The sequence below is a fragment of the Kitasatospora sp. NPDC002522 genome, assembly GCF_053595195.1.
Map to the genome: position 1 here is coordinate 69904 of NZ_JBSFXE010000027.1, position 26372 is coordinate 96275.

The following is a 26372-nucleotide window of genomic DNA, read 5'->3' on the forward strand; positions in this document are numbered from 1 at the left end:
GTGAGACGGTACGTACTGCCGGCGCTGGCGCTGCTCGCCGTGCTGGCCGGCTGCGGCAAGGAGGGCACCCCGCCGCCGAAGGGCCCGCAGCCCAGCGCCCTGCCCAGCTACCAGGTCCGGAGCAGCGACACGGTCAGCGGCTCGCCGACCCTGGACGCGGCCCGGGCACGCGGCCACCTGGTCGTCGGCGCCAAGGAGGACCAGCCGTACCTGGGGCAGAAGAATCCGGCGACCGGCGTCTACTCCGGCTTCGACATCGAGATCGCCAAGATGGTCGGCGCCGACCTCGGCTTCCCGCCCGACCGGATCGAGTTCCGCACGATCGCCTCGGCCAACCGGGAGACGGCGCTGCAGAACGGCCAGGTCGACTACTACGTCGGCACCTACACCATCAACGACAACCGCAAGAAGCTGGTCGGCTTCGCGGGCCCGTACTTCATCGCCGGGCAGAGCCTGCTGGTCCGGCACAACGAGGACAAGATCAACGGGCCGCAGGACCTGGCCGGGCGCAAGGTCTGCTCGGCGGCCGGGTCCACCCCCTTCCAGCGGATCCAGAAGGACTACCCGAAGGCGAAGCTGATCGGCTACGACACCTATTCGGCCTGCGTGGACAACCTGATCAGCAGTCAGGTCGACGCGGTGACCACCGACAACGCGATCCTGCAGGGCTACGCGGCGAAGGTCCCGGACGAGTTGAAGATCGCCGGGCAGCCGTTCTCCACCGAGCCGTACGGCATCGGGGTGCCCAAGGGCGACACCGTGCTGCGCCTCGCGCTGGACGACGCACTCCAGCGGCACGAGGCGAACGGCGACTGGAGGAAGGCGTACGACGCCACCCTCGGCCTGTCCGGGGTGCCGGCGCCGCAGCCGCCCCCGATCGACCGGTACCAGTAGGGAGGCGGCGCATGAAGGTCCTGGTCGACAACTGGTCCACCTACTGGCACGGCTTCCTCGGGACGCTCTGGCTGACCCTGGTCAGCGCGGCGCTGGCGCTGGTGCTCGGGGTGGTGACGGCGGGCTTCCGGGTCTCGCCGGTGCGGCCGCTGCGGGCGTTCGGCACCGGGTGGGTGACGGTGCTGCGCAACACCCCGCTGACGCTGCTGTTCTTCATCGTGGTGCTGGGCCTGCCGCGCTTCGACATCACGCTGCCGTTCTTCACCTTCGCCGTGCTGGCGCTGGGCTGCTACACCTCGGCGTTCGTCTGCGAGGTGCTGCGCTCCGGGGTGAACACGGTGCCGGCCGGGCAGGGCGAGGCGGCCCGCAGCCTGGGCATGACGTTCAGTCAGACGCTGTCCGTGGTGGTGCTGCCGCAGGCGTACCGCTCGGTGGTCGCGCCACTGGGCAGTGTGATGATCGCGCTGGCGAAGAACACCGCGATCGCCGGCTCGTTCAGCGTGGTCGAGCTGCTCGGCACCTACCGGACCATCAACGAACTGGGCTACAGCATCGTCTGGACCTTCGTCTGGATCGCGGTCGGCTACCTGATCATCACCCTGGCGATCAGCGCCCTGTTCAACCTGCTGGAGCGACGGGTGGCGGTGTCCCGATGACGGTGGAGTCCTCCGCGCTGTACGACGTCCCCGGCCCCAAGGCGCTGGCCCGGCACCGGCTGTACGGGGTGGCGGCGCTGCTGGCGATCGCCGCGCTGGTCGGCTGGGTGGTCTACATGCTGTTCCACACCGACCAGTTCACCTACGAGAAGTGGACGCCCTTCCAGTACAAGGGCGTTCAGCGGCTGCTGCTGCACGGCCTCGGCAACACCCTGAAGGCCTTCGGCTGGACGGTCCTGTTCGCGCTCCCCTTCGGCGCGCTGTTCGCCGCCGGCCGGCTCTCCGACCACCGGGCGGTGCGCTGGGTGTCCACCGTGGTGGTGGAGTTCTTCCGGGCCATGCCGCTGCTGGTGATGATCTTCTTCATCTTCGTCGCGCTCAAGGTCGAACCGCTGTGGGCCCTGGTCGCCGGACTCACCCTCTACAACGGCTCGGTGCTGGCCGAGGTGTTCCGGGCCGGCGTGCTGGCCGTGCCCCGCGGACAGAAGGAGGCGGCGTACGCGCTGGGCATGCGCAAGACCCAGGTCATGGCGTACGTGCTGGTGCCGCAGGCGAACCGGGCGATGCTGCCGACCATCGTCAGCCAGCTGGTGGTCGCGCTGAAGGACACCTCGCTGGGCTTCCTGATCACCTATGAGGAGTTCCTGCACGCCGGGAAGTTGATCGCCACCAACCTCGACTACGACCTGCCGTTCATCCCGGTGGTCATGGTCATCGCGCCGATCTACATCGGGATGTGTCTGCTGCTCTCCTGGCTGGCCAAGTGGCTGGAGCGGCGCGGTCGGCGCAGCCCCAAGGTGAAGGGCGGCGCGCCGGTCGCCGAGGTCGGCCCGGTGGTGGATGCCCAGGGGTAGCACCACCGATCGGCTAGGGTCGGATGGTCTACGACCGATGCCATCAGGAGGTCCCGGATGTCCGTGCTGCCGAGCCGCGAGGACCTGGCCGAGGCCGAACTGATCGACCGTCGGGACGGCCCGTACGGCGAGGTGGCGCTGCGACGTCGCGGGGCGCACTTCGAGATCATCGCCAACGGGTGCTTCCTGATGGACACCGCCGACGGGCGCTCCGAACGGTTACTGGTGCAGGCCGCACTGGACGAGTTGGCCGTCGAGCGGCCGAGCGTGCTGATCGGCGGACTCGGCGTCGGCTTCTCGCTGGCGTACGCCGTCGCCGAGCCGCGCTGGTCGCGGATCGCCGTGGTGGAGCGCGAGGGCGCGATCATCGACTGGCACCGCACCGGCCCGCTCGCCGCCGTCTCCGCCGGGGCGCTGGCCGACCCCCGGGTCGAGGTGCTGCACGCCGACCTGCTCGCCCACCTCGCCGCGCCCGGCGCGCGCTACGACGCGCTCTGCCTCGACATCGACAACGGCCCGGACTGGACCGTCACCGAGGACAACTCCGGCCTGTACGGCCCGGCCGGCCTGGCCGCCGCAGCCGAGCGCCTCCACGCCGGCGGGGTCCTCGCGGTGTGGAGCGCCCGGCCCTCCGCCGCCTTCGAACAGGCGCTGCGGGACGCCGGGTTCGGCGGGGTGCGCACCGAGGAGGTCGCGGTGGAGCGCGGCGCACCGGACGTCGTCCACCTGGCCCGCCGAACCTGACGCCACGTCAAGCCGACGCCGCGGCCCCTTCACCGGTCGGAGTCCTCGGGTTGGTGGTGCGGGGCCTGCTTGCGTACGGTGCGCCACCGGGAGCGCGTCTGTTCGACGATGGCGTCCCACTGGCGGCGGACCTCGTCCTGGGACGGCCGTCGGCCGTGGCGGATCCGGACGAGCTCCTCGCGCACCTCGCGCCCCAGGGCCGCCGACGCGACGAGCAGGATCATGGCGCCGAACAGGACCGACGCCATCCCGAAGACCGCGCCCGCCGCGCCGTAGTGCGAGGCGTAGGAGTTGAACAGGCGGGGCAGGTAGACGGTCGCGACCACCGAATAGGCCGCGGTCAGGACGGCGGCGCAGAGCGCGAAGGGGAGCAGGACCGTCGCGGTGAGCCGCTTCGCGGAGAGGAGCCGGCCGCTCAGGGTGAGGAAGGCCGCGGTGACCGGCACTTCGCACACCGCGGCCGCCAGTCCGAGGCGTCCGCCGCCCAGGGTCACGTAGAGCCACCCGATCACCGCGCTGTAGAAGCTGAGCGCGCAGACCCACCACAGGCCGTTGCGGGTGTTGCGCACACCGAGCGGCTTCAGTTCCCAGGTCTGCTCGAACAACCGCTGCATGGTCCGGGAGAAGCTCAGCACCGAGATCGCCAGGAAGACCGTCCCGAACGCGCCGACACCGGCACTCGCCGCCTCACCGGAGAACACCGTCCGGACCGCCTCGGCACCCCCGCCGGTGAGCCCGTAGCGGTTGATGATCCGGTCCGCGGCCTCACCGCCGAAGACCGCGCTGCTCAGCACCGCGAGCGGGATGAGAGCGGTCAGCGCGCCGGAGGCCAGGGCCATCGCGCGGTCGAAGCCCGCGATCCGCTGGAAGCGGCCGACGACACGCAGCACGAACGCCGGACGCAGCCAGAACGTCAGCGTTCTGATCACCCGCGCACGGTTGATTCCCGACGTACTGTCCTCCGCCGATCAGGGGTGAGGGTGGCGAAGCGAGCTTAGGGGATCCCCGGATCCACCGGCCGTCCGACACGTGGTGCCGTGCTCCGGGCACCTGACGGGGCCCGGAGCGGCGCTGACGCGTCGTCAGCCGAACGGCCTCGCTGCGGGCGGGGCCGACGGCGCGGGCGGCGGGGCGGCGGAGGGGGTGGCGGGCGGCGGGCTGGTCTGGGCGAAGGGGTTGAAGTCGGCCGGGGGGACGTGGACCCAGGTGCCCTTGCCGGGGAGGTCGTCGTCCTCGGCGGCGGCCGGAGCGGCGGCCTGGGTCGGCGGGGCCGGGGGTGCGAAGGGGTTGAAGTCCGGCGGGGGAACCTTCACCCAAGTGCCCTTGCCGGGAAGGGCGTTGTCGTCCTCGTCCGCGGCGGGCGGGGGCGGGGTCATGGGCGGGGTGGTCGGCTTCGGGGGGATCACGGGGGCCGAGCCGAGCGTGGTGCCGAACGGGTCGGGGGGCTCGACCGAGATCACCGTTCCGAACGGGTCGGCGTTGGCCGGACGCGCCGGAGCGACGGGTGCCGGTGCCGCGGCGGGTGCGGTGGCGGCCGGGGTGGCGGGCGGCGGAGTGGTCTGGGCGAAGGGGTTGAAGTCGGCCGGGGGGACGTGGACCCAGGTGCCCTTGCCGGGGAGGTCGTCGTCCTCGGCGGCGGCCGGAGCGGCGGCCTGGGTCGGCGGGGCCGGGGGTGCGAAGGGGTTGAAGTCCGGCGGGGGCACCTTCACCCAAGTGCCCTTGCCCGGCAGCTCGTTCTCCTCCTCCTCCACCACCGGCGCGGCCGCCGCGGCGAACGGATCGGCCGCGGCCGGAGTCGCGAACGGGTCGGCGGCCGGGGAACCGAACGGATCGGCGGCCGGAGAGCCGAACGGATCGGCGACCGGTGCGGCGGGGGCCGGGGTTGCGGGCGGCGGCGGAGTGGTCTGGGCGAAGGGGTTGAAGTCGGCCGGGGGGACGTGGACCCAGGTGCCCTTGCCGGGCAGGTCGTCGTCCTCGGCGGCGGCCGGAGCGGCGGCCGGTGCGGCAGCGGCCGGGGCCGGTGCCGGTGCCGGAGGTGCGAACGGGTTGAAGTCCGAGGGCGGGACGCGCACCGGGGTGCCCTTGGCGGAGGGCGGCACCTCGTCGCGCGGGGCGGCAGGCGCCGGCGTGGGCACGCTCAACTGGTCGGCGGCGGAAGCGCCGAACTGGTCGGCGGCCGGGGAACCGAACGGGTCGGCCGAGGCGAGCACCGGGGTCGGCTGGGCCGGCAGATCGGCGGGCGCCGGGGTCGCGAACGGGTTGAAGTCGGCGGCCGGGACGCGCACCGGGGTACCCGCGTCCGGGTCGGGCTGGGCCACCGGGGCGACGGGCGGCGGCGAGGCGCTGGCCTGCGCGGGCACCGAAACGGCGGGCACCGAGGCGGCGGGCGGCGCGGCCGGGGCCGATGCGGCAGGAGCCGGCACGGGCGGCGTCTGCACGGGCGGCGTCTGCACCGGCTGAGCCGGGGCGGGCGGCGGCGAGGCCACCGGCGTCGACGGCGCGGCAGCTGCCGTCGCGGGGCCGGGCGTCACCGCGGCGGCGACGCCGTCCCAGGCCATCTGGAGGCGGCACAGCAGGTCGGCGAAGACGCCGGTGTAGAGCTCCCAGTCCTCGCTGTTCGGGGTGGAGAGCTGGACGGTGAGCACGGTCGCGCCGTCCGGCATCGGCACGAAGGCCTCGACCACCGAGCTGACCACCCAGCTGCGCCGGCCGTCGCCGCTCAGCGGGGCGGGCACCGGTACCGTCCTGGCCTCCACCAGCACCGCCGCGGGGCCGGCGGGCAGCAGCACCGTCCAGACCTCGGCGTGCGGGCGCTCGGTGGACAGCGCCAGCGCCAACTCCTGGATCGGCTGCGGGCGGTGCGCGGTGGCCACCACCAGGCTGACCCGGGACGGGCGCCCGTCGACGGTCAGCGCGCCGACACCGGCGTAGGCGACCTGCGCGGCGGCGAACTCCTCCGCGAGCAGGGCGGCGACCAGCGCCCAGTCGAAGCGTTCGGCGGCGCTCGCCCCGGCGAACAACTCCTCGGCGGACTCGACGAGATGGGCGGCCAGCGCCGGCCCGGCGCCGCGTACGGTCAGTGGGTGGAAGGCCGGCGGCAGCACCAGCCGGGCCTCCACGCCCGCGCCCGTCGACAGTTCGTCAGGGTTCACCGTCACCCGCGGCTCGGCCAGCGCGGCGAGCGCCCGGGTGAAGGCGGGGCGCAGCTTCTCGTCGGCCGGCTCCGGTGCGGCGGGCAGCTGCAGGGCGGCGGCTGACGTGGTGTCGGCCAGGCCGCGGGCCGAGCCGCCGAAGCGCTGCGCGAGCACCGGCAGCGCCTCCCGCCCGGCACCGGGGCTCGGGCGGCGGGAGGCGGCGGCCTCGACCACGGTGCCGAGCTTCAGCACGGTCAGCAGGCCCGGTCCGACCGGGCTGACCCGCAGCCCGAACAGCGCCTTCGCGGCGGGGTGCGGGCTCCGGCGGAACGCGGTCAGCGCATCGGCGGGGTAGTGGGTGGCGCGGCTGCCGAGGAGCGCGGCGGAGACCGCGTCCAGGGTCGCCGTGATCCGGTCTGCGGCGGCGAAGCCGTCCTGCGTCATGCGCCGAGCCCCCTCGCTCTCGGGTGTGGACAGGTCCAGCCACTTTTTACCAGACCCGGCGGACGGGGTAGATCGTGTGCCGGGGGAGTGGGGCCTGGCGGAGCGGGGAGCGGGTGACGGCTCGTCAGTCGGTGGGGGGCGCGGCCAGTCGCAGCAGGGTCTCGGCAAGGCCTGGGGCGGAGAGGGTGGCGGCCAGGTCGCGGACCAGCCGGCCGGTGGGTCCGTCGGGCTGCTCGGCGGCGAAGAACTCGGTGAGGAAGCCCGCGAGTTCGGGCTCGCGGCCGGCCGCGACGGCCAGCGCGGCGACCAGTTCCTGGACCAGCTGGAGCTGCAGGGTCTCGACCGGGACCGGCCGGTCGGTGAGCCAGTCCAGCGAGCTGATCTCGGCGTTGGCGATCCAGGCGCGCACGGTACGGCGCAGGTTGGCGCTCGGGTCGGGGATGCCGAGGTGGCGCAGGATCTGCTCGGCCGCGGACCGCCGGACCTGGTCGATGACGGCGTCGGCGTCCGGGCTGGCGGTCACCGAGCCGCCGCGCAGCAGCGCGGTGAAGCCGGCCGCGTGGCTCTGCACGAAGTCCAGGTAACGGCCCATCACCCGGTACAGGCGCTCGGAGAGCGGGCCGTCGGCGGGCTCCTCGAAGCGGGTCGAGAGCTCCCGGCCAGCCCGCCGCAGCGCCTCCTCGTACAGCGCCTGCTTCCCGGGGAAGTAGTGGTACACCAGCGGCCGGGAGGCCCCCGCGGCGGCGGCGATGTCGTCGATCGAGACGTCCTCGGGGGCCTGCGCCGAGAACAGTTCGAGGGCGACCGCGATCAGCTGTTCGCGTCGCTCGTCGACGCTGAGCCGCCGCCGCGGGGCTCGCGGCTCCGTGCCACGGGCGGTGCGCGGTTCGTCCGACCTGGGCGCCACGGACGGCGTACGGGAAGCCATGCGCTCCACCCTAGTTCGTCGGTGCCGGGTGGGGACAGCGCGGGCGTGCTGGTCAGCCCGTGGTGCGATGCAGGAGGTAGCGGCGGTAGGCCTCGCGGCCGTCCGGGACGAAGTCGAGGGTGGCGAGGTGCTCGGCGAGTTCCTGCTCGGTCAGCCAGCCGTGCCAGGCGACCTCCTCGACCTGCGGGTCGACCGGCCCGTCCCACTCGGCCTCGTGGACGTCCGACCACCAGCTGTACCGGTCGCCGTCGGTGTACAGGAACCGGAACAGGGGGCGGGTGCGGATGCCGGTGACCCCGAGCTCCTCCTCGGCCTCCCGGACGGCGGCGTCGGCGTAGCCCTCGCCCGCGCCGACCACGCCGCCGACGAAGCAGTCGTAGGCGCCGGGGGCGAAGAGCTTGGTGTCGGTGCGCCGGTGGGTGAAGATCCGGCCCTGCGGGTCGCGGACCAGGACGAAGACGCAGCGGTGGATCAGCCCGTCGCGGTAGACCTCGGAGCGCGGGGCGGTGCGCAGCACCCGGTCCTGCTCGTCGACCACGTCGAGGATCTCGTCGCCGGGGTTGGTGGTGGGTTCGGTCATACCGGCATTGTGCCGGTGCGGGCGGCGGGATCACCCGAAAGAGTTGGTATACGCACCTCCTGGCCGGGGGAGGAATCCCGACGACACGTCAGTTCCCCGCACCAGGAGCCCCGTTGAAGAACCGCCTCACCGTCCTCGCCGCCGTCGCCGTCGCCCTGTTCGTGCCCGCGCTGCCCGCGCTGGCGGCCCCCGCTCCCGCCGCCGTCCGCTCGGGCCTGGACTGCTACACCTGGGTGCACAACAACGACGACCTGTACGGCGGGGTGGACTGCACCAACAACACCGGCGCCCCGGTCACCTTCCACGCCGACATCGTCTGCGGCCTCGCGCCGGACGTCACGGGCAACTCGGTGACCGCGCAGCCGGGCCGGACGGAGGAGTCCTCCGGCCACTGCGCCTTCTACAGCACCGGCATCGGCCACATCGGCTGGACGGTCGAGTAGCACCCCCGCCCCGGGCGGCCCGCCCCGCCGACCTGCTCGTATGGTGGGCGGGTGGAGATCCAGGGCGAGACGGCCGGCGGGTTCGAGCCGGTCAGGGCGGCGTTCGCGCGCAACTTCCGGGAGTACGGCGAGCTCGGCGCGGCCTTCGCGCTGTACGCGGACGGCCGCAAGGTGGTCGACCTGTGGGCCGGCGACGCCCGGCCCGAGGTCGGCGCGCGCCCCGCCCCCGCGGTGCCCTGGACGGCCGACACCGCCCAGGTGCTCCGCTCGGTGACCAAGGGCCTGACCGCGGCCGCCGCGCTGCACCTCGCCCAGCGCGGCCTGCTCGACCTCGACGCGCCGGTGGCCGGGTACTGGCCGGAGTTCGCGGCGGCCGGCAAGGACCGGATCCCGGTGCGCTGGCTGCTCTCGCACCAGGCCGGGCTGCCCGCGCTGGACGTGCCGCTGCGGATCGAGGACGTCCTCGCCTGGGAGCCCGCCGCGGCCGCGGTCGCCGCGCAGGCCCCCGCCTGGGAGCCGGGCACCGCGCACGGCTACCACCCGCTGACCTTCGGCTGGCTGGTCGGCGAGGTGGTCCGGCGGGTCTCCGGGCAGACGGTCGGCCACTACTTCGCCGAGGAGATCGCCCGTCCGCTCGGCCTCGACCTGTGGATCGGCCTGCCCGCCGGGGCCGCGCCCCGGGTCGGCCGGCTGGTCGACCTGCCCGCGCCGGAGGCCGCCAAGGTCGGCCCGAACGGGATGCGGATGCGGCCGAAGCAGTCGGTGGTGGACGCCTACCGCGACCCGCGCTCGCTGACCGCCCGCTCCTTCGGCTCCGTGCGCAGCAGCGTGGACCTGAACGATCCGGCGGTCCAGGCGGTCGAGGTGCCCGGCGCGGGCGGCATCGGCACCGCCCGCGCGGTGGCCCGGTTCTACGCGGCGCTGATCGGCGCCGCCGACCGGCACGGGGCGCCCGGCGAGCGGCTGCCCGCGCTGTTCGGGAAGGAGGCCCTGGCCGAGGCGACGGGTCCCTCGGTGCACGGGCCGGACCGGGTGCTGATCGTCAACACCACCTTCGGCCAGGGCTTCTTCCGGCACGGCGGCACGTCACCGATGGCCTCCCCGGCGAGCTTCGGCCACCCCGGCCGGGGCGGCTCGCTGGGCTTCGCCGACCCGGAGCTGGGCATCGGCTTCGGCTACGTCACCAACGGCATGCAGCCCGGCGTCACCGGCGACATCCGCTCCCGGACGCTGATCGCCGCCGTCCGGGAGTGCCTCGCGGCGCGCTGAGCCCTGCGCCGCCGCCGGCGCCGGGCTACTGCTGACGCCGGGTCACCGCTGACGCCGGGTCACCGTACGGCCCGTCAGGCCTGGCCGGTCTCGAAGCGGCTGACCCGCCCGTCGGGGGAGACGGTGAACCGCCAGGCGGTGCGCATCTCGCCCCAGGTGTCGTTGCGGTAGTCGGCGACCACCGCCCGGCCGCCGGACTTCTCGGTCTGCACGTCGATGTGCCCGTGCGAGGAGAAGATCTCCCGGTCGACCCACTGCGCCAGGTCGCGGTCCGAGCCGTCGTCGGACATCGTGGCGTCCTCGGTCAGAGCGGCGAAGAAGGCGTCCCGGTCACCGGAGTTGACCGCCCCGAGCAGGCGGCGGACGGCCGGATCGGAGAGCTTGTCGATGGCGATGGTCATGGCTGGTGGTGCTCCCTGTCGTCGGAACGGGTGTGACTCCAGTGAGACCCGTCCGGCCGCCGTCCGCCAGCGGCCTTGGTCCACCCGGATTTCACCCGTTCGCCGGTGCCGGAGTGTGCCGATCCGTCAGGGGCGGGTCACCAGAGCTGGTCCCACCACCAGGAGATCTCCGGGTAGGGCGGCGGGGTGAGCCGGCCGTCGGCGGGCCGGTCGGCGCGTTCGGCGACCGGGATCGTCCCGGGCTGCCGGGGGGCGTAGCGGGCCGAGGTGAAGCCCCACTCCAGGTTGCCGCTCACCAGGTTGGACAACTGGCGGACGTAGCGCCGCAGTTCGGGCCCGGCGCGGCGCGAGGTGCGGTCGGCGAGCCGGAGGAAGAGGCACATGGTGCGGTCGTGCAGCGCGGCGGTCTCGTGCAGCGCCCGCTCCCGGTCGCAGGCCAGGTGGCGCTGGACGGCGTCGACCATGTTGCTCTGCAGCGCGCCCTGGCTGTCCTCGCGGCGGTAGGAGTAGAGGTCGGCGGCGATCAGCACCAGGAACTTGGCGGCCTGGGTGAGCGCGTGCACCCGGGGGGAGTCCAGCTGGGACTGCGGCAGGCAGGTGCGCTCGCAGACCTCGATGATGTCGATGCAGGAGCGGCTGCCGCGGTCCAGCGGCCCGACCGTGAGGTACTCGGCGAGGGACATCGTCTTGCCCTCGGCGCGGAAGGCGACCACCGTCGCCGCGCCCATGAAGGACTCCAGCTGGCTGTCCGCCCAGCGCCGCACGGTCGGCGCGGGGGCCCACTCGCGGGCCCGCCGGAAGACGTCGCGGACCGACTCGCCGTAGCGGTCGGTCTGGTGCAGGTGAGAATTCGGCGAGTTGATAACGGCCAGTAGCGTGGCTGCTATGGTGAGTACACGCGAAGGGTCGCGGTTCAACTCGCCGGTGTCCCACTCGTCGTCGAGTGTGAGCATGCTGCACAGCCATTGTGAGACCAGTTCGAGTCCCGTGGTGCCCTCGGCGTCCCTGGCGATTCGGCAGACGAATTCGTGTGCCCCGATCGCCAGCAGTCGTCGGCGCTGTTCCGGGTCCGTGCTGAAGCCCATCGTCTCCAGCCACAGCTCCGTGCTCTTCCCGACCGATTCGTGGTCCGGGTGCAAGGCGGACGGGATCGGGCAGAACAGCGGGGGGATGGCAGCCAACGTGTCTCCAGAGCGCCTCTTGCCGGTGCGTCAAAACTGTTGAGGGTGGGCGCCGGCGGTGGCCTCTCCCACTAAGATCAACTACACCCCTGAGGCCCGAACATTATCCGATCGGATCATCAGATGTCAGGGGTAGTAAGGCATTTGCCCCAGGCCAGGTCGTCTAACCCTCCGTCAGGTCGCCCGCCTGCGCGAACGTCGCCCGCGCCGGGCGCGACGGCGCTAAGGTCGGAAACGGAGTGCCGGGACGGCGAGGCGGAGGGACGGGCGTGGCCGAAGAGCAGAGCGGGCCGCAGGAGCGGGAGGTCGGCCCCGAGACGGTCGACGTGCGGCTGTGGGAGCGGGACATCGAACTGCGCTCCGCCGAACAGGCCGTGGACCGGTTGTGCCGGGAGTTCGCCGCGGGTGGTACCAAGATCGGCGAACTGCTGGTCTTCTCCGGACCGCCCGGGATGGGCAAGACCTCGGTGCTCGAACAGGTCCGGCGGATCGCCGGGCAGCGCAAGGACAGCACCGTCCTGTTCGCCCGCGGCGGCGAGCGCCAGAAGAAGGAACCCTTCCGCGTCCTCCGGCAGTTGCTGCTCCCGGTGCTCGGCGGTCTGAGCGAGGAGGAGCGGTCCGAGGTCTTCGGCAACTGGTACAACATCGTCGCGCCGGCCGTCGGCCTGGCCCCGCCGTCCGACGAGATCGAGCGGATCGACCCGCAGGGCATCCGCGACGGCCTGGACTTCGTGATCACCCAACTCGCGCCCCGCCGCGCCCCGTTGGTGGTCGCCGTGGACGACCTGCACTGGGCCGACATGGAGTCGCTGACCTGGCTGCACGCCTTCGCCGCGCGGGCCCGCGAACTGCCGGTGCTGCTGGCCTTCGCCTACCGGCACGAGTTCGAGGACGAGGCCCGCCCGCTGGCCGCGCAGATCGAGCGGATGGCCGTGCGCCGCCACGAGCTGATGCCGCTCAACCCGGTCTCGGTCGCCGAGCTCGTCCACACCGAGTTCGCCGACGCCGACGACGCGTTCTGCCGGCAGGTCTGGGCGGTCACCGCCGGCGCCCCGTTCGACACCGTGGCCCTGCTGCGCGAGATCCGCGAGCAGAGCCTCGAACCGGTCGAGGAGAACTCGCCCCGGCTGCGCGACCTCGCGGCGGCCGCCCGCGGCCAGGGCCGCGACTACTGGCTGGACAAGCTCGGGCCGACCACCATCCGGTTCGCCTGGGCCGCCGCCCTGCTCGGCACCGACATCAAGGAGGAGCTGGCCTCCGCGATCTGCGCCCAGGGTCCCGCCCAGGCCGCCGACTCGGTCCGCGAGCTGCGCCGCCACCGGGTGCTCACCAGCCAGCCCAACGGCCGACTGGAGTTCGTCCACCCGCTGATCGGCACCTCCATCTACCAGTCGATGTCGCCCAGCACCCGCACCGCCATGCACGGCATCGCCGCCACCGTCATCGAGAACACCGGCGGCTCGCTGATCGCCGCCTCCCGGCACCTGCTGGAGACCCACCCCGGCGAGGGCGACGACGCCATCGTCCGCAAGCTCCGCCGGGCCGCCGCCGAGAACCTCGCCATCGGCGCGCCCGAAGCCGCCCGCCGCTGTCTGGAGCGCGCCCTCAACGAGCCGCCGGACGAGGACGACCGGGCCGAGGTGCTGTACGAACTCGGCTGCGCCGCGCTGCTCACCGACCCGGAGGCCACCGCCAACCAGCTGCGCCTGGCGCTCGCCATCGAAGGCGGCCTCAGCTCCGACCTGCGGGTCGACGCGGTGTTCCGGCTCTCCGAGGTGATCGCCCACGGCGGTGACCTGAACGGCGCGGCCGCACTCTGTCGCGACGAGGCCGAGCACACCCCGGAGGGCCTCGGCAAGCTCCGCCTGACGGTCGCCCACCTGCTGTACACCACCCTGCAGCGCGACGAGGAGGACGGCCCGGCCCGCTCCCGCCAGCTCGCCGAACTCGCCACCCAGGTCGACCCGGACAGCGAGGCCGCCCGCCCGGTGCACGCGCTGCGCGCCTGGGACCTCACGCTGCAGGGCGCACCCGCCCCGGAGACCCTGCGCGAGGCCGAACTCGCCCTGGCCGACGGCCGGTTGCCGCGCAGCCTCGGGTGGACCAACACCACCTGGAACTTCGAGCTGCCCGCGCTGCTCGGCCTCTGCTACGCCTACCACGACGAACTCGCCCGCGCCGAGAAGCTGTTCTCCTCCGCGATCCTGGAGTTCGAGATCGCCGGGTGGAGCGGCGCGCACCGCGGCTTCGCCTACTTCCTGATGGGCTTCGCCCGGCTGCGCCGCGGCTTCCTGCCGGAGGCCGAGGACTTCCTGCGCCGCGGCCTGCGGATCGCCGACCGGATGGGCGGCGGGCTGCCGCTGCAGTGGAACCTGGTCGGCGCGCTGATCGACACCCTGCTCGCCCGCGGCCGCGACGAGGAGGCCTGGGAGGTCGCCGAGCAGTACCGCTTCACGCCGCCGTACCACCAGACCGCGCTGCTGCTGCCGGACGTCGCCACCATCTACGGCAAGCTGCTGATCTCCCGCGGCGAGTACGACATGGCGGTCGAGGTGCTCGCCGAGACCGGCCTGCGGCTGGACCGGCGCGGCTGGCGCTCCACCGTGCACGCCCCGTGGGCGGGCCACCTGGCCGTCGCGATGGCGCACCGTGACGTGCCGTCGGCCCGCAAGAACGGTGACGAGGCGATCAGCCGGGCCCGGCTGTCCGGCTCGCCGTCGGCGATCGGCACCTCGCTGCGGCTGGCCGCCAGCGTGTGGGAGGGCCCGCGCGCCGTCGAGCTGCTGTCGGAGGCGGTCGCCTGGCTCGGCCGCTCCCCGGCGTCCTACGAGCACGCGCACGCGCTGGTCGACCTCGGTGCCGCCCTGGTGCAGGTCGGCCGTTCCGTGGACGCCGCCGAACTGCTGTACCAGGGAATGGAGTTGGCGCAGCACTGCGGTGCCGACGGCCTGGTGGTGCGGGCCCGCAACGTGCTGGCGCGCTCCGGGCTGCAGCCCAACCGGGTGCTGCTGCCGGCCAAAGAGGCACTCAATCCGCAGGAGCGGGCGGTGGCCGAGCTCGCGGTGCTCCAGGTGCCGCCGCAGCGGATCGCCGAGCAGCTGGGCGTCCCGGTGTCGCTGGTGAAGCAGCGGCTCGCGGCCGTCCACCGCAAGCTCGGCACCGGCCCCGAGGGCCTGGCCGCGGCGCTCGGATTGCCCACCACCGGCCCCGGGCAGGCTGACTGACACCTTGCCGGTCGCCCCGGCGCGCGGGGGCGGGTCACCGCCGCCCGGGCCGGGGCGGGCTACCCTGGCCGGGCAGGGTGATCAAGAGTGAGGAGCAGGTCATGACCGCATCGGTCGAACCCACCGAGGTGCATCGGGCGCCGTTCGACTCCTCCGGGCCCGGCATGGGGTTGGAGCGGTGGACGCTGCGCTCGGGCCCGATCGAGGCCACCGTGATCACCCTCGGCGCGGCCCTGCACACCCTGACCGCCCCCGACCGCACCGGCACCCCGGCCCAACTGCTGCTCACCACGCGGGACGTGGGCGCGCTGCTCGGCCCGGCCAAGCACTACGGGGTGTCCGTCGGCCGGTACGCCAACCGGATCGCCGACAGCCGGATCACCCTGGACGGCGAGGACCACCCGCTGATGCCGACCGGCGGCGGCGTGACCCTGCACGGCGGCCCGGACTCCTTCTCGCACCGGGTCTGGGAGGCCGAGCAGATCCCCGGCGGGGTGCGGATGCACCTGCACTCCCCGGACGGCGACCAGGGCTTCCCCGGGGCGATGGACGTGTGGGTCGAGTTCGTGCTGGCCGGCGCCGACCTGTCGATCTCCTACCGGGCCGTCACCAACAAGCCCACCGTGGTCAACCTGACCAACCACGCCTACTTCAACCTGGCGGGCGAGGGCAGCGGCGACGTGCTCGGCCACCTGCTGACGCTGGACGCGGACGCCTACACCCCGGTCGACGAGCGGCAGATCCCGTACGGCCCGTACGCGCCGGTGGCGGGCACCCCGTTCGACTTCACCACCGCCCGGCCGATCGGCAAGGACATCGCCGACGGCCACCCGCAGCTGAAGCCCTCCCGCGGTTACGACCACAACTGGGTGCTGCGGGAGCGCCCGGCGGACGGTCCGCCGGTGCGGGCGGCGCTGCTGGAGGACCCGGGCAGCGGGCGCACCCTGGAGGTGCTGACCACCGAGCCGGGCCTGCAGGTGTACACCGCGAACGGCTTCGCGGGCGCGGTCACCGGCCCGTCCGGGGTGGCCTACGGCCCGTACGCGGGCGTCGCCCTGGAGACCCAGCACCACCCCGACTCCCCGCACCAGCCGTCCTACCCGTCGACCGAGCTGCGGCCGGGGCAGGAGTTCCGCTCCACCACGGTGCTGCGCCTGGGCACCACCGGCTGACGTCCGCTCCACGAAGGCCCCGGGGAAGCGCCCCCGGGGCCTTTCGCGTGCCCGGGCGCTGCAAGGCCTTTCCGCAAGCGGCAGATCGTCAAGACGCGTGACGGCAACTCTCAGGACACGTAGACGTAACGATCCCCGTCATCTTGCAGAAACTTGCTGCAAGGACTTTCAGCTGTGCTCGCCCCGCTGTTACGTTCCTGGTCAAGCCCGACGGCCGCAACGGCGCAGTCGGCTCGGGACAGCCATTATGCGCCGTCCTCCACCATCTCGGGCACCCCCACTTTTCCTAGGAGTTTCCATGCGGCGTGGCATCGCGGCCTCCGCTCTCGTTGCGGCTCTTGCGGTCACTCTTGCGGCCTGCGGCAGCAGCGGCTCCGGCTCGGACGCCAAGGGCGACGGCGGACCGGTCACCATCACTTACTGGGACACTTCCAACGCCACCAACGAGGCTCCCAACTACCAGGAGCTGGTCAAGAAGTTCGAGGCCGCGAACCCGAACATCAAGGTCAACTTCGTCAACGTGCCGTTCGACCAGGCGCAGAACAAGCTCCAGACCGCGATGGGCGCCAAGGGCGCGCCGGACGCCTTCCGCTCCGAGGTCGGCTGGACCTCCGCCTTCGCCAAGGCCGGCTACCTGGAGGCACTGGACGGCACCCCCGCGCTGACCGACGCCTCCGTCTTCCAGCCCTCGCTGATCCAGCAGGCCAAGTACTCGGGCAAGACCTACGGCGTGCCGCTGGTCACCGACACCCTGGCCCTGATGTACAACAAGGACCTCTTCACCAAGGCCGGCATCACCGCCGCGCCGACCAGCTGGGACGAGCTCAAGGCCGACGCCGCGCTGCTGAAGGACAAGGCCGGCGTCGACGGCTTCTGGATGCGCGCCGGCGACGGCTACTACGCCATGCCGTTCCTGTACGGCGAGGGCACCAACATGGTGGACGCGGCCGGCAAGAAGGTCACGGTCAACTCGCCGGAGGCCGTCAAGGCCATCGAGACCTACAAGTCGATGTTCACCGCGCCGGGCACCGTCAAGGCCGACGTCACGACCGACTCCTACGCCCACATGATGGACGCCTTCAACAGCGGCAAGGTCGCGGCGATCATCCAGGGCCCGTGGGAGGTCACCAACGTCTACAAGGGCACCGCCTTCGCCGACAAGAAGAACCTCGGCATCGCGGCCGTCCCGAAGGGCTCCACCGGCAAGGGCGGCGCGCCCACCGGCGGCCACAACGTCTCGGTGTACGCCGGCTCCGACGCCGCCCACAAGGCCGCCGCCGAGAAGCTCGCCGCGTTCCTCACCTCGGCGGAGAGCCAGACCTTCCTCGCGCTGAAGAACGGCACCCTGCCCACCCGCACCGACGCGTACACCGCCGAGGTCAAGGCCAACCCGGGCATCGCCGACTTCCAGGCGATCCTCACCTCCGCCCAGCCGCGCCCCGAACTGCCCGAGTACGCCTCGCTGTTCGGCTCCTTCGGCACCAACCTCGGCAAGATCGTCCAGGGCCAGTCGGACACCAAGGCCGGCCTGGACGCCACCGCCACCGACTACGCGAAGCTCCTGCCGGACTTCACCAAGTAGCAGACCTGCCGCCCGGCCCACACCTGACAGTGGGCCGGGCGGCGCCCGTCACACCAAGCAGCAGTCGCCGAGGCAGGCGGCGGACCTCCCGGAGAAGGTGTCAACCCATGGCAGTTGCGGTCGCACAGCGCATCAGGCTGTCGTACTCGAAGTACTGGTACGCGTACGCGATGATCGCGCCGGTCGCGATCGTCCTCGGGGTGCTGGTCGGCTACCCGCTGGTCCGCGGGGTGTACCTGACCCTCACCGATGCCAACAGCCTCAACGTCGGACGGCAGATCGGCGTCAACCACATCCCCGACAGCTTCAAGTTCGTCGGACTCGACAACTACGCGGACGTGCTGTGGGGCCCGACCGCCTACGACCGGTTCTGGTCGCACTTCGTGTGGACCGTCGCGTGGACCGTGATCTGCGTCGTCCTGCACTACACCATCGGCCTGGGCCTGGCCATGCTGCTCAACCGCAAGCTGCGCGGCCGCGGCCTGTACCGGCTGGTGCTGATCCTGCCGTGGGCGGTGCCGACCTTCGTCACCGTCTTCTCCTGGCGCCTGATGCTCGCCGACGGCGGTGCGCTCAACGGCCTGCTCGGCGCCGTCGGCCTGCCCGAACCCAGCTGGCTGGCCGACCCGTGGGCGCAGAAGGCGGCCGCGATCCTGGTCAACACCTGGGTCGGCGTGCCGTTCATGATGATCTCGCTGCTCGGCGGCCTGCAGTCGATCCCCGCCGAGCTGTACGAGGCCGCCGAGATGGACGGCGCCAGCGCGTGGCAGCGGTTCCGCTACGTCACCCTGCCCGGCCTGCGCACCGTCTCCTCCACCGTCGTGCTGCTCGGCGTGATCTGGACCTTCAACCAGTTCGCCGTCATCTTCCTGCTGTTCGGCTCCGGCGCCCCCGACGCGCAGATCCTGGTCACCTGGGCCTACCGCCTCGGCTTCGGCCAGCAGCCCGCGGACTACGCGCAGTCCGCCACCTACGGCATCCTGCTGCTCTCCATCCTGATCGTGTTCACCAGCTTCTACCGCCGCTGGCTGGCCCGGAACGAGAAGGCCAACGGATGAGCACCGAGGCCCGCACCGGAACGACCCCGCAGCCGACCAAGGACCACGACCAGGCAGGTACCGCCATGACCCTCACCGCCGACCGCCCCGCCGCGACCCCGGCCTCCGCCGAACGGCCCGTCAAGGTCCGCGCGCGCGGCGAGTCCTCGCCGCTCGGCGCCGTCCTCTCGCACGGCGCGCTGCTGATCGCCAGCCTGATCGCGCTCTTCCCGGTGCTGTACATCGGGTACATCTCGCTCGGTCCGGACGACATGGACTACCTGCACCCGGCGAAGATCATGGACAAGGCCACCTTCGCCAACTACGGCAAGGTGCTGGGCGACACCGACTTCCTCACCTGGTTCGGCAACTCGGCGATCGTGGCCGGCGGCACCACCGTGGTCGGCGTGCTGATCGCCGCCTCCACCGGCTACGCGGTCTCCCGGATGCGCTTCCCCGGCCACCGCCAGCTGATGTGGACCCTGCTGGTCACCCAGATGTTCCCGATCGCGGTGCTGATCGTGCCGATGTACTACATCCTGTCCAACCTGCAGATGCTGGACAGCTACACCGGCCTGGTCCTGGTCTACTCCGCCACCACGGTGCCGTACTGCGCCTGGCTGCTGAAGGGCTACTTCGACACCATCCCGGTGGAGATCGACGAGGCCGGCCGGGTCGACGGACTGTCCCCGTTCGGCACCTTCTGGCGGCTCATCCTGCCGCTCGCCCGGCCCGGCCTGGCGGTCGCCGCGTTCTACTCCTTCCTCACCGCCTGGGGCGAGGTCGCGTACGCCTCGACCTTCATGCTCTCGTCCTCCAAGTACACCCTGGCCGTCGGTCTGTCCTCGTTCGTCAGCGAGCACGACCACCAGTGGCAGCTGATGGCCGCCACCTCGGTGCTGATCGCGATCCCCGCCGCGGTCGTCTTCTACCTGGTGCAGCGCCACCTGGTCACCGGCCTCACCGCCGGCGCCGCGAAGTCCTGAACCACCGTCACCTTCCACACAGCTTCCAAGGGATGACTGTCCAATGACCCAGAACCTGGCCGACGCCTCCCGGCCCGCCGCCGTTCCCGCCGCTCGGACTGCTGCGAACACCGGGGCCTCCAGAGGCTGGTGGCGGGACGCGGTCATCTACCAGGTGTACCCGCGCAGCTTCGCCGACGGCAACGGGGACGGCATGGGCGACCTGCCCGGCATCCGCAGCCGCCTGCCCTACCTGCGCGACCTGGGTGTGGACGCGGTCTGGCTGTCCCCGTTCTACGCCTCCCCGCAGGCCGACGCCGGCTACGACGTCGCCGACTACCGCGCCGTCGACCCGATGTTCGGCACCCTGCTGGACGCCGACGCGCTGATCCGCGACGCCCACGAGCTGGGCCTGCGGATCATCGTCGACCTGGTCCCCAACCACTCCTCGGACCAGCACGAGTGGTTCCAGCGCGCGCTGCGCGAGGGCCCCGGCTCCCCGCTGCGCGAGCGCTACCACTTCCGCCCCGGCAAGGGCGAGAACGGCGAACTCCCGCCCAACGACTGGGAGTCCATCTTCGGCGGCCCCGCCTGGACCCGCACCGAGAACCCGGACGGCACCCCGGGCGACTGGTACCTGCACCTGTTCGCCCCGGAGCAGCCCGACTTCAACTGGGACAGCCCGGCGGTCGCCGACGAGTTCCGCTCCATCCTGCGGTTCTGGCTCGACATGGGCGTCGACGGCTTCCGGATCGACGTCGCGCACGGCATGGTCAAGGCCCCCGGCCTGCCCGACCTCGGCAGCCACGACCAGCTCAAGCTGCTCGGCAACGACGTGATGCCGTTCTTCGACCAGGACGGCGTGCACGCCATCTACCGCAGCTGGCGCGCCATCCTCGACGAGTACCCCGGCCAGCGGATCGGCGTCGCCGAGGCCTGGACCCCCACCGTCCAGCGCACCGCCAACTACGTCCGCCCCGACGAGCTGCACCAGGCCTTCAACTTCCAGTACCTGGGCACCGGTTGGGACGCCGCCGCGCTGCGCGAGGTGATCGACGTGTCGCTCGACTCGATGCGCCCGGTCGACGCCCCCACCACCTGGGTGCTCTCCAACCACGACGTCACCCGGCACGCCACCCGGTTCGCCAACCCGCCCGGCCTCGGCACCCAGATCCGCACCCCCGGCGACCGCGAACTCGGCCTGCGCCGGGCCCGCGCCGCCTCCCTGCTGATGCTGGCCCTGCCCGGCTCCGCCTACGTCTACCAGGGCGAGGAGCTCGGCCTGCCCGACGTCACCGACCTGCCCGACGAGGTCCGCCAGGACCCGTCGTTCTTCCGGCAGGCCGGCCAGGACGGCTACCGCGACGGCTGCCGGGTGCCGATCCCGTGGTCCGGCACCGAGGCCCCGTACGGCTTCGGCCCGAACCCCGGCGGCCCCAGCTGGCTGCCGCAGCCCGCCGAGTGGGCCAAGCTCTCGGTGGAGGTCCAGACCGGCGACCCCACCTCCACCCTGGAGCTGTACCGCTCCGCGCTCGCGGTGCGCCGCGCCCAGCCCGCGCTCGGCGCCGGCACCGAGGTCGAGTGGCTGCCCGCCCCCGAGGGTGTGCTGGCCTTCCGCCGCACCGCCGCCGAAGGCTCCTTCGTCTGCACCGTGAACACCACCTCCGAGGCGGTCCGGATCGCCGCCCCCGGCCGTATGCTGCTGTCCTCCGCCGAGGCTGTCGCAGTGGAGGACGGCGTCGAACTCGCGGCCGACAGCACCGCATGGTGGGCGGTCTGACGTGGTTGCAATAGGCTCTGGGATCGTGACTACGGCGCGACTCTCCGACATCGCGGCGCAGGCGGGGGTCAGCGAAGCCACCGTCAGCCGCGTACTCAACGGCAAGGCGGGTGTCTCCGCGACCACCCGGCAGACCGTGCTGGCCGCCCTCGACGTGCTCGGCTACGAGCGCCCGACCCGGCTGCGCCAGCGCAGCGCCGGGCTGATCGGTCTGATCACCCCCGAGCTCAGCAACCCGATCTTCCCGGCGCTGGCCCAGGTCATCGAACAGGTGCTCAGCCGGCACGGCTACACGCCGGTGCTGTGCACCCAGACCCCGGGCGGCTCCACCGAGGACGAACTCGTCGAGATGCTGGTCGAACGCGGCGTGGCCGGCATCGTGTTCGTCTCCGGCCTGCACGCCGACACCACCGCCGACCACGACCGGTACGCCAAACTGGCGGGCCGTCAGGTCCCGTTCGTGCTGATCAACGGCTACAGCGAGAAGATCGCCGCGCCGTTCATCTCCCCGGACGACCGGGCCGCGATGTGGATGGCCGTCCAGCACCTGGTCGAACTCGGCCACGAGACGATCGGGTTGGCGGTCGGCCAGAAGCGCTACGTGCCGGTGCTGCGCAAGATCGAGGGCTTCACGGCCGCCGTGCAGCAGCTCACCGCGCGCACCCCCGAGCAGGCCGCCGAGCTCGTCCACCACACCCTGTTCAGCGTGGAGGGCGGCCACGCCGCCGCGCAGGCGCTGCTCGACAAGGGCTGCACCGCGATCGTCTGCGGCTCCGACATGATGGCGCTCGGCGCGATCCGCGCGGTGCGCCAGCGCGGACTGTCGGTGCCGCAGGACGTCTCGGTGGTCGGCTTCGACGACTCCCCGCTGATAGCGTTCACCGAGCCGCCGCTGACCACCGTGCGCCAGCCGGTGGAGGCGATGGCCACCGCCGCGGTCGACGCCCTCCTCGAAGAGGTCGGCGGAAACCCGGCCCAGCGCTCGGAGTTCATGTTCCAGCCGGAGCTCGTGATGCGCGGCTCCACCGGCTCCGGACCGCGCCGGCCCTGATCGGGCGACCCCTCAGCCGCACTAAGCCGCCAGCGGCCTCCGGGAGCCAACTCCCGGAGGCCGCTTCGGCGTTCACGCGTACAGCTGCTCGATGTCGCGGCGGTACGCGGTGGCGACGGCCAGCCGGCGGACCTTCAACGAGGGTGTGAGCAGGCCGCGTTCCTCGGTGAAGTCGCCCGCCACCACGCGCACCCGGCGGATCGACTCGGCGCGCGAGACCGTCGAGTTGACCGCCCGCACCGCCGCCGCCAGCTCGGTCAGCACCGCGTGGTGCACCGGGATCGCACTGGCGATGTCGACGGCCTCCGTCCCGGTCGGCGGGCTCTGCGGCCGCAGTTCCAGGAAGTGCTCGACCGCCTCGGCGTCCAGGGTGACCAGCGCGCCCACGTACGGGCGGCCGTTGCCGACCACCAGGCACTGGCCGACCAGCGGATGGGCGCGCAGCCGGTCCTCCAGCGGGCCGGGGGAGACGTTCTTGCCGCCGGAGGTCACCAGGATCTCCTTCTTGCGGCCGGTGATGCTGAGGTAGCCGTCCTCGTCCAGCCGGCCCAGGTCACCGGTGGCGAACCACCGCGGCCGGGAGGGCCGCGGCGCGCCCAACTCGTAGTAGCCGTCGAAGATCTGATCACCGCTCAGGTGCACCTCGCCGTCCTCGGCGATCCGCACCGCGGTGCCCGGCACCGGCGGGCCGACCGTGCCGGGGCGGGGCCGCAGCGGCGGGTTCACGGTGGACGGGCCGGTGGTCTCGGTCAGCCCGTAGCCCTCGTGCACCAGCACCCCGGCGCCGGCGAAGAACAGCAGCAGCTCCGGGTCGATCGAGGAGCCGCCGCTGATCGCGTACCGGATTTTCCCGCCCATCGCCTGCCGGACCCTGCGGTACACCAGCACGTCGTACACGCCGTGGGCCATCCGCAGCGACAGCGGCGCGGGCCCTCCCTCGCCCGCCAGGGCGGCGAGTTCGGCCCGGGCGTAGCGCACCGCGACCCGCGCCGCCCGGTCGAACAGCTTCACCGCGCCCCTGGCCTGCGCCTGGGCCCGCCCCACCTGGTGGATCTTCTCGAACAGGTAGGGCACCCCGACCACGAAGGTGGGCCCGAACTCGGCCAGGTCCGGCCGCAGTTGATCGGGCTTCAGGGACGGGCTGTGGCCGACCCGGATCCGCCCGTGCACGCAGGTCACCTGGATCATCCGGCCCAGCACGTGGGCGAGCGGCAGGAACAGCAGGGTGGACGGAGCCTCGCCGGTGACCTCCTCGAAGACCGGTTCCAGCAGCGCCCGGCAGTTCGCCGCCCCGGTCAGGAAGTTGCCGTGCGTGAGCAGGCAGCCCTTGGGTCGCCCAGTGGTCCCCGAGGTGTAGATCAGGGTGGCCTCGCTGCGCGGGCCGAGCGCCGCCCGCCGCCGCTCCAACTCGGCGTTCGGCACCGCCTGTCCGAGCTCGGCGAGGGCGCCGACGGCGTCCTCGTCGAGCCGCCACAGCGGGACCGTCCCGCCGGTGCGGGCGATCGCGACGGTCAGCACCTCCGCGGTCTCGGCGTCCTCCGCGACCGCCAGCACCGCGCCGGAGTCCCGGACGATCCACTCCGCCTGCTCGACCGAGGAGGTCGGGTACACCGGCACCACCGAGGCGCCGGCCGACCAGGCCGCGAAGTCCAGCAGCATCCACTCGTACCGGGTGCGCGACATCAGTGCGACCCGGTCGCCGGGCCGCACCCCGGCCGCGACCAGTCCGCGCGCGGTGGTCGCCACCTGGTCGGCGAACTGACGGGCCGTCAGGTGCTCCCAACCGCCGTCGGCCCGGCGCCTGCTGGCGACCCGGGCCGCCGGGTCCTCCTGCGCGTTGCGGAAGGGCAGGTCGGCGAGGCTGCCGGTCTCCGGCGGCGCGACCAGGTGGGGGCTGTGCGCCTCGACCACCCGCCCGCCGGAGCGGACGGTCCGGACCGGCACGCGGTCGATCAGGTGTTCAGTGCGCCCGGCACGGGCGAGGGGATGTGCCATGAGCGGACTCCCTTGGGTGGTGGGGGTCCGCCAAGGGTAGGTACTCGGCAGTAAACTTACTAGACGGTAAGTTCCTTGACGGTGCCGGAGATTGTGTAAAAGGTGCGTGTTCCCTGACGGAGCGTCAGCCCTGGTCGGCCTGCGGCGCGGGACCGGTGAACCGCTCGTTCTCCCGGTCGTTGCCGGTGATCGCCTCGGTGCGCCTGCCGGTCGAGAGGTAGTCGCGCACCACCAGCTCCACCGCGTCCTGCGGACTGGTCGTGCCGACCCGCATCATCACCTCGAGCGCGAGGTCCGCGTCGAGCGAGATCGTCACCTTGGCCATCGGGTCGCTCCTGAACGCTCGGGACAGGTCCGTCCGGCCGAGCATAGGCCGCTGCCCCCGGAGCCGACCAGGGTCCCCGAGGGCAGCGGTGCATCAGGCGCGGGCCGGGCCCGCGTCAGGCACTGGGTGGGCGGACGGGTCAGACCCGGCCGGCGAAGTCCGGCGCCCAGTTGGCGATGGTCTCCGTGCGCACACCGGCGCTCGGGTTGGCCGCCTCGACGTACTTGCCGCCGCCGACGTACATCGCCACGTGGTACACGCCCGAGTTGGCGCCGTTGCTGGACCAGAACAGCAGGTCGCCCGGCTGCAGGTTGTCCAGCGACACCCGGGTCGAGTAGTCCGCCTGGTCGGCGGCCACCCGCGGCAGGCTGATGCCGGCCTGGCGGAAGGCCGCCTGGGTCAGGCCCGAGCAGTCCCAACCGCCGTTGCCGGTACCGCCGTAGACGTACGCCTGGCCGACCTTGGACAGCGCGAAGTTCACCGCGGCGGCCTTGGAACCGGTCACCGCGGAGGCGGTGGTGGTGGCGGACTTGGTGGTGCTCGCCGCGATGGTCGAGGTGCTCGCCTTGGCGGTGCTGCTCTTGGCGGCGGCGGTGGAGCCGGTGCTCTGGGTGGTGTTCTTGCCGGTGCCCTGGTGCGAGGAGCCGTTGTTCCAGGAGTCGTGCGAGCCGTTCCACGACGACTTGGTGGACTGCTCGGCCGGGGCGGAGGCGGTCGCGACGTTGCCCAGCGAGAGCTGCTGACCCGGGTAGATCATGTCCGGACCCTCGGTCAGGAGGGAGCGGTTCAGGTCGTACAGCTTCTGCCAGCCGCCGTCCACGTGGTGGCTCTGCGCGATGGTGGACAGCCAGTCGCCCGCGACCACGGTGTAGGTCTCGGCGGCCTGGGTGCTCTGCTGCGGCTGGGCGGCCGGCTGCTGCGGCTGCTGGGCCGGCTTGGTCTCGGCCTTCGCCTGCGGGGCGGCGGCCGGGGCCTGCTGCTGGGCCTTGGGCTGCTGGGTCTTGGCCGCGCTCTGGCCGGCCGAGGTGTCGACCTGCGGGGCGGAGCCGCCCTTGGTCAGACCCGCCTGGATCGAGCAGACCGGCCAGGCGCCGGGGCCCTGCACGGCCAGCACCTTCTCGGCGGTGGCGATCTGCTGGTCCTTGGTGGCCAGGTCGGCGCGCGAGGCGTACGCCGTGCCGCCGAAGGCGGCCCAGGTGCTGTTGGTGAACTGGAGGCCGCCGTAGAAGCCGTTACCGGTGTTGATCGACCAGTCGCCGCTGGACTCGCACTGCGCGACCTTGTCCCAGGTCGACACCGAGGCGGCCGAGGCGGAGCCGGAGGCCAGGCAGGGAACGGTGAGGCCGATGCCGACGACGCCGGTGGTCGCGATCAGGCGGCGGGCGCGCTTGGCGCTGATGGGCAGCATGAAGAAGCGTTCCTCTCCCACGCCTGCGAGGTGAGCTGTCGGATTCGGGCTGGAGTTGCCCGGCCGCGCACACCTGACGGCGTGCACGGCTTCACCCCAAGCCCCGGAGCGGCCTTCGACCACTCCCGGGCGACTTACCTGGTTCCCCCGCCCCTGCCGTGGTGCGTATCGCAATGCCAGCGCACCCGGCGGCAGGACTCGGCGTTCCGGGCGAACTGGGTCCGTGTGACCACGAACGTGGGCAGGAGATTAAGCGGAGTCAAGAGCAATTCGCAAATGGCTGTGAGGGGGGTCACTTTCTTTCG

22 protein-coding genes and 1 riboswitch are annotated in these 26372 nt (G+C 72.5%); of the genes, 13 read left to right on the forward strand and 9 right to left on the reverse strand.

Annotated features, from left to right (window positions below):
- The 4 genes from ACWD4U_RS22665 to ACWD4U_RS22680 are packed head-to-tail and all read left to right on the forward strand — an operon-like array spanning position 1 to position 3148.
- A complete protein-coding gene (locus ACWD4U_RS22665) occupies positions 1 to 894 on the forward strand; it encodes a glutamate ABC transporter substrate-binding protein (RefSeq protein WP_363454943.1) in 894 nt (297 codons plus the stop codon).
- An 11-nt stretch (positions 895 to 905) separates the two neighbouring features.
- On the forward strand, positions 906 to 1550 hold the full coding sequence (locus ACWD4U_RS22670) for an amino acid ABC transporter permease (RefSeq protein ID WP_363454940.1): 645 nt from the start codon (positions 906 to 908) through the stop codon (positions 1548 to 1550).
- A complete protein-coding gene (locus ACWD4U_RS22675; RefSeq protein ID WP_363454937.1) occupies positions 1547 to 2404 on the forward strand; it encodes an amino acid ABC transporter permease in 858 nt (285 codons plus the stop codon). The genes ACWD4U_RS22670 and ACWD4U_RS22675 overlap by 4 nt, the downstream gene beginning before the upstream one ends.
- Before the next feature lie 57 nt (positions 2405 to 2461).
- Positions 2462 to 3148, forward strand: coding sequence for a spermidine synthase family protein (locus tag ACWD4U_RS22680; protein ID WP_363454934.1), 687 nt, complete (start codon positions 2462 to 2464; stop codon positions 3146 to 3148).
- A gap of 29 nt (positions 3149 to 3177) precedes the next feature.
- Here the strand turns inward: ACWD4U_RS22680 and ACWD4U_RS22685 are convergent, their stop codons facing one another.
- The 4 genes from ACWD4U_RS22685 to ACWD4U_RS22700 form a co-directional block, all read right to left on the reverse strand.
- Positions 3178 to 4077 (reverse strand): hypothetical protein, encoded by a 900-nt coding sequence (locus tag ACWD4U_RS22685; RefSeq protein WP_363454932.1) that lies wholly within the window; start codon positions 4075 to 4077, stop codon positions 3178 to 3180.
- 153 nt (positions 4078 to 4230) lie between these two features.
- Complete coding sequence (locus tag ACWD4U_RS22690) at positions 4231 to 6726, reverse strand: hypothetical protein (RefSeq protein WP_449787274.1); 2496 nt, start codon at positions 6724 to 6726, stop codon at positions 4231 to 4233.
- Between the two features lie 124 nt (positions 6727 to 6850).
- Positions 6851 to 7654 carry a TetR/AcrR family transcriptional regulator gene (locus tag ACWD4U_RS22695; RefSeq protein WP_363454930.1) on the reverse strand — a complete coding sequence of 268 codons (804 nt, stop codon included), beginning with the start codon at positions 7652 to 7654 and terminating at the stop codon, positions 6851 to 6853.
- A 52-nt stretch (positions 7655 to 7706) separates the two neighbouring features.
- Positions 7707 to 8234: an NUDIX hydrolase gene (locus ACWD4U_RS22700; RefSeq protein ID WP_363454927.1), complete on the reverse strand. Its 528-nt coding sequence runs from the start codon at positions 8232 to 8234 to the stop codon at positions 7707 to 7709.
- Between the two features lie 113 nt (positions 8235 to 8347).
- Between ACWD4U_RS22700 and ACWD4U_RS22705 the strand changes: the two genes are divergently transcribed.
- Positions 8348 to 8677, forward strand: coding sequence for a hypothetical protein (locus tag ACWD4U_RS22705; protein ID WP_363454925.1), 330 nt, complete (start codon positions 8348 to 8350; stop codon positions 8675 to 8677).
- A 51-nt stretch (positions 8678 to 8728) separates the two neighbouring features.
- Positions 8729 to 9946, forward strand: a complete 1218-nt coding sequence (locus ACWD4U_RS22710) for a serine hydrolase domain-containing protein (RefSeq protein ID WP_363454922.1) — start codon at positions 8729 to 8731, stop codon at positions 9944 to 9946.
- Between the two features lie 74 nt (positions 9947 to 10020).
- Here ACWD4U_RS22710 and ACWD4U_RS22715 read toward each other — a convergent pair whose 3' ends face one another.
- Both ACWD4U_RS22715 and ACWD4U_RS22720 read right to left on the reverse strand, forming a co-directional pair.
- Positions 10021 to 10347, reverse strand: a complete 327-nt coding sequence (locus tag ACWD4U_RS22715) for a nuclear transport factor 2-like protein (RefSeq protein WP_363454919.1) — start codon at positions 10345 to 10347, stop codon at positions 10021 to 10023.
- Between the two features lie 137 nt (positions 10348 to 10484).
- Positions 10485 to 11528 carry a terpene synthase family protein gene (locus ACWD4U_RS22720; RefSeq protein ID WP_363454916.1) on the reverse strand — a complete coding sequence of 348 codons (1044 nt, stop codon included), beginning with the start codon at positions 11526 to 11528 and terminating at the stop codon, positions 10485 to 10487.
- Between the two features lie 269 nt (positions 11529 to 11797).
- Between ACWD4U_RS22720 and ACWD4U_RS22725 the strand changes: the two genes are divergently transcribed.
- From ACWD4U_RS22725 to ACWD4U_RS22755, 7 genes are all read left to right on the forward strand, one after another.
- Positions 11798 to 14752: an ATP-binding protein gene (locus ACWD4U_RS22725; RefSeq protein WP_449787275.1), complete on the forward strand. Its 2955-nt coding sequence runs from the start codon at positions 11798 to 11800 to the stop codon at positions 14750 to 14752.
- 101 nt (positions 14753 to 14853) lie between these two features.
- Positions 14854 to 15924, forward strand: coding sequence for an aldose epimerase family protein (locus ACWD4U_RS22730; RefSeq protein WP_363454911.1), 1071 nt, complete (start codon positions 14854 to 14856; stop codon positions 15922 to 15924).
- Positions 15925 to 16222: 298 nt separating this feature from the next.
- The gene (locus ACWD4U_RS22735; protein ID WP_363454909.1) at positions 16223 to 17506 is read left to right on the forward strand and encodes an extracellular solute-binding protein; all 1284 of its coding nucleotides are present in this window, start codon (positions 16223 to 16225) and stop codon (positions 17504 to 17506) included.
- Positions 17507 to 17613: 107 nt separating this feature from the next.
- Positions 17614 to 18564 carry a carbohydrate ABC transporter permease gene (locus ACWD4U_RS22740; protein WP_363454906.1) on the forward strand — a complete coding sequence of 317 codons (951 nt, stop codon included), beginning with the start codon at positions 17614 to 17616 and terminating at the stop codon, positions 18562 to 18564.
- 65 nt (positions 18565 to 18629) lie between these two features.
- A complete protein-coding gene (locus ACWD4U_RS22745; protein ID WP_363455116.1) occupies positions 18630 to 19529 on the forward strand; it encodes a sugar ABC transporter permease in 900 nt (299 codons plus the stop codon).
- Positions 19530 to 19572: 43 nt separating this feature from the next.
- Positions 19573 to 21288: a glycoside hydrolase family 13 protein gene (locus ACWD4U_RS22750; RefSeq protein ID WP_363454903.1), complete on the forward strand. Its 1716-nt coding sequence runs from the start codon at positions 19573 to 19575 to the stop codon at positions 21286 to 21288.
- A gap of 25 nt (positions 21289 to 21313) precedes the next feature.
- Positions 21314 to 22339: a LacI family DNA-binding transcriptional regulator gene (locus ACWD4U_RS22755; RefSeq protein ID WP_363454901.1), complete on the forward strand. Its 1026-nt coding sequence runs from the start codon at positions 21314 to 21316 to the stop codon at positions 22337 to 22339.
- A gap of 72 nt (positions 22340 to 22411) precedes the next feature.
- Here the strand turns inward: ACWD4U_RS22755 and ACWD4U_RS22760 are convergent, their stop codons facing one another.
- From ACWD4U_RS22760 to ACWD4U_RS22770, 3 genes are all read right to left on the reverse strand, one after another.
- On the reverse strand, positions 22412 to 24334 hold the full coding sequence (locus ACWD4U_RS22760; RefSeq protein ID WP_363454899.1) for an AMP-dependent synthetase/ligase: 1923 nt from the start codon (positions 24332 to 24334) through the stop codon (positions 22412 to 22414).
- Between the two features lie 124 nt (positions 24335 to 24458).
- On the reverse strand, positions 24459 to 24659 hold the full coding sequence (locus ACWD4U_RS22765; protein WP_363454897.1) for a hypothetical protein: 201 nt from the start codon (positions 24657 to 24659) through the stop codon (positions 24459 to 24461).
- Between the two features lie 139 nt (positions 24660 to 24798).
- Positions 24799 to 26067, reverse strand: coding sequence for a transglycosylase family protein (locus ACWD4U_RS22770; RefSeq protein ID WP_363454894.1), 1269 nt, complete (start codon positions 26065 to 26067; stop codon positions 24799 to 24801).
- A 5-nt stretch (positions 26068 to 26072) separates the two neighbouring features.
- Positions 26073 to 26243: riboswitch (cyclic di-AMP (ydaO/yuaA leader) on the reverse strand.
- Positions 26244 to 26372: the final 129 nt, after the last annotated feature.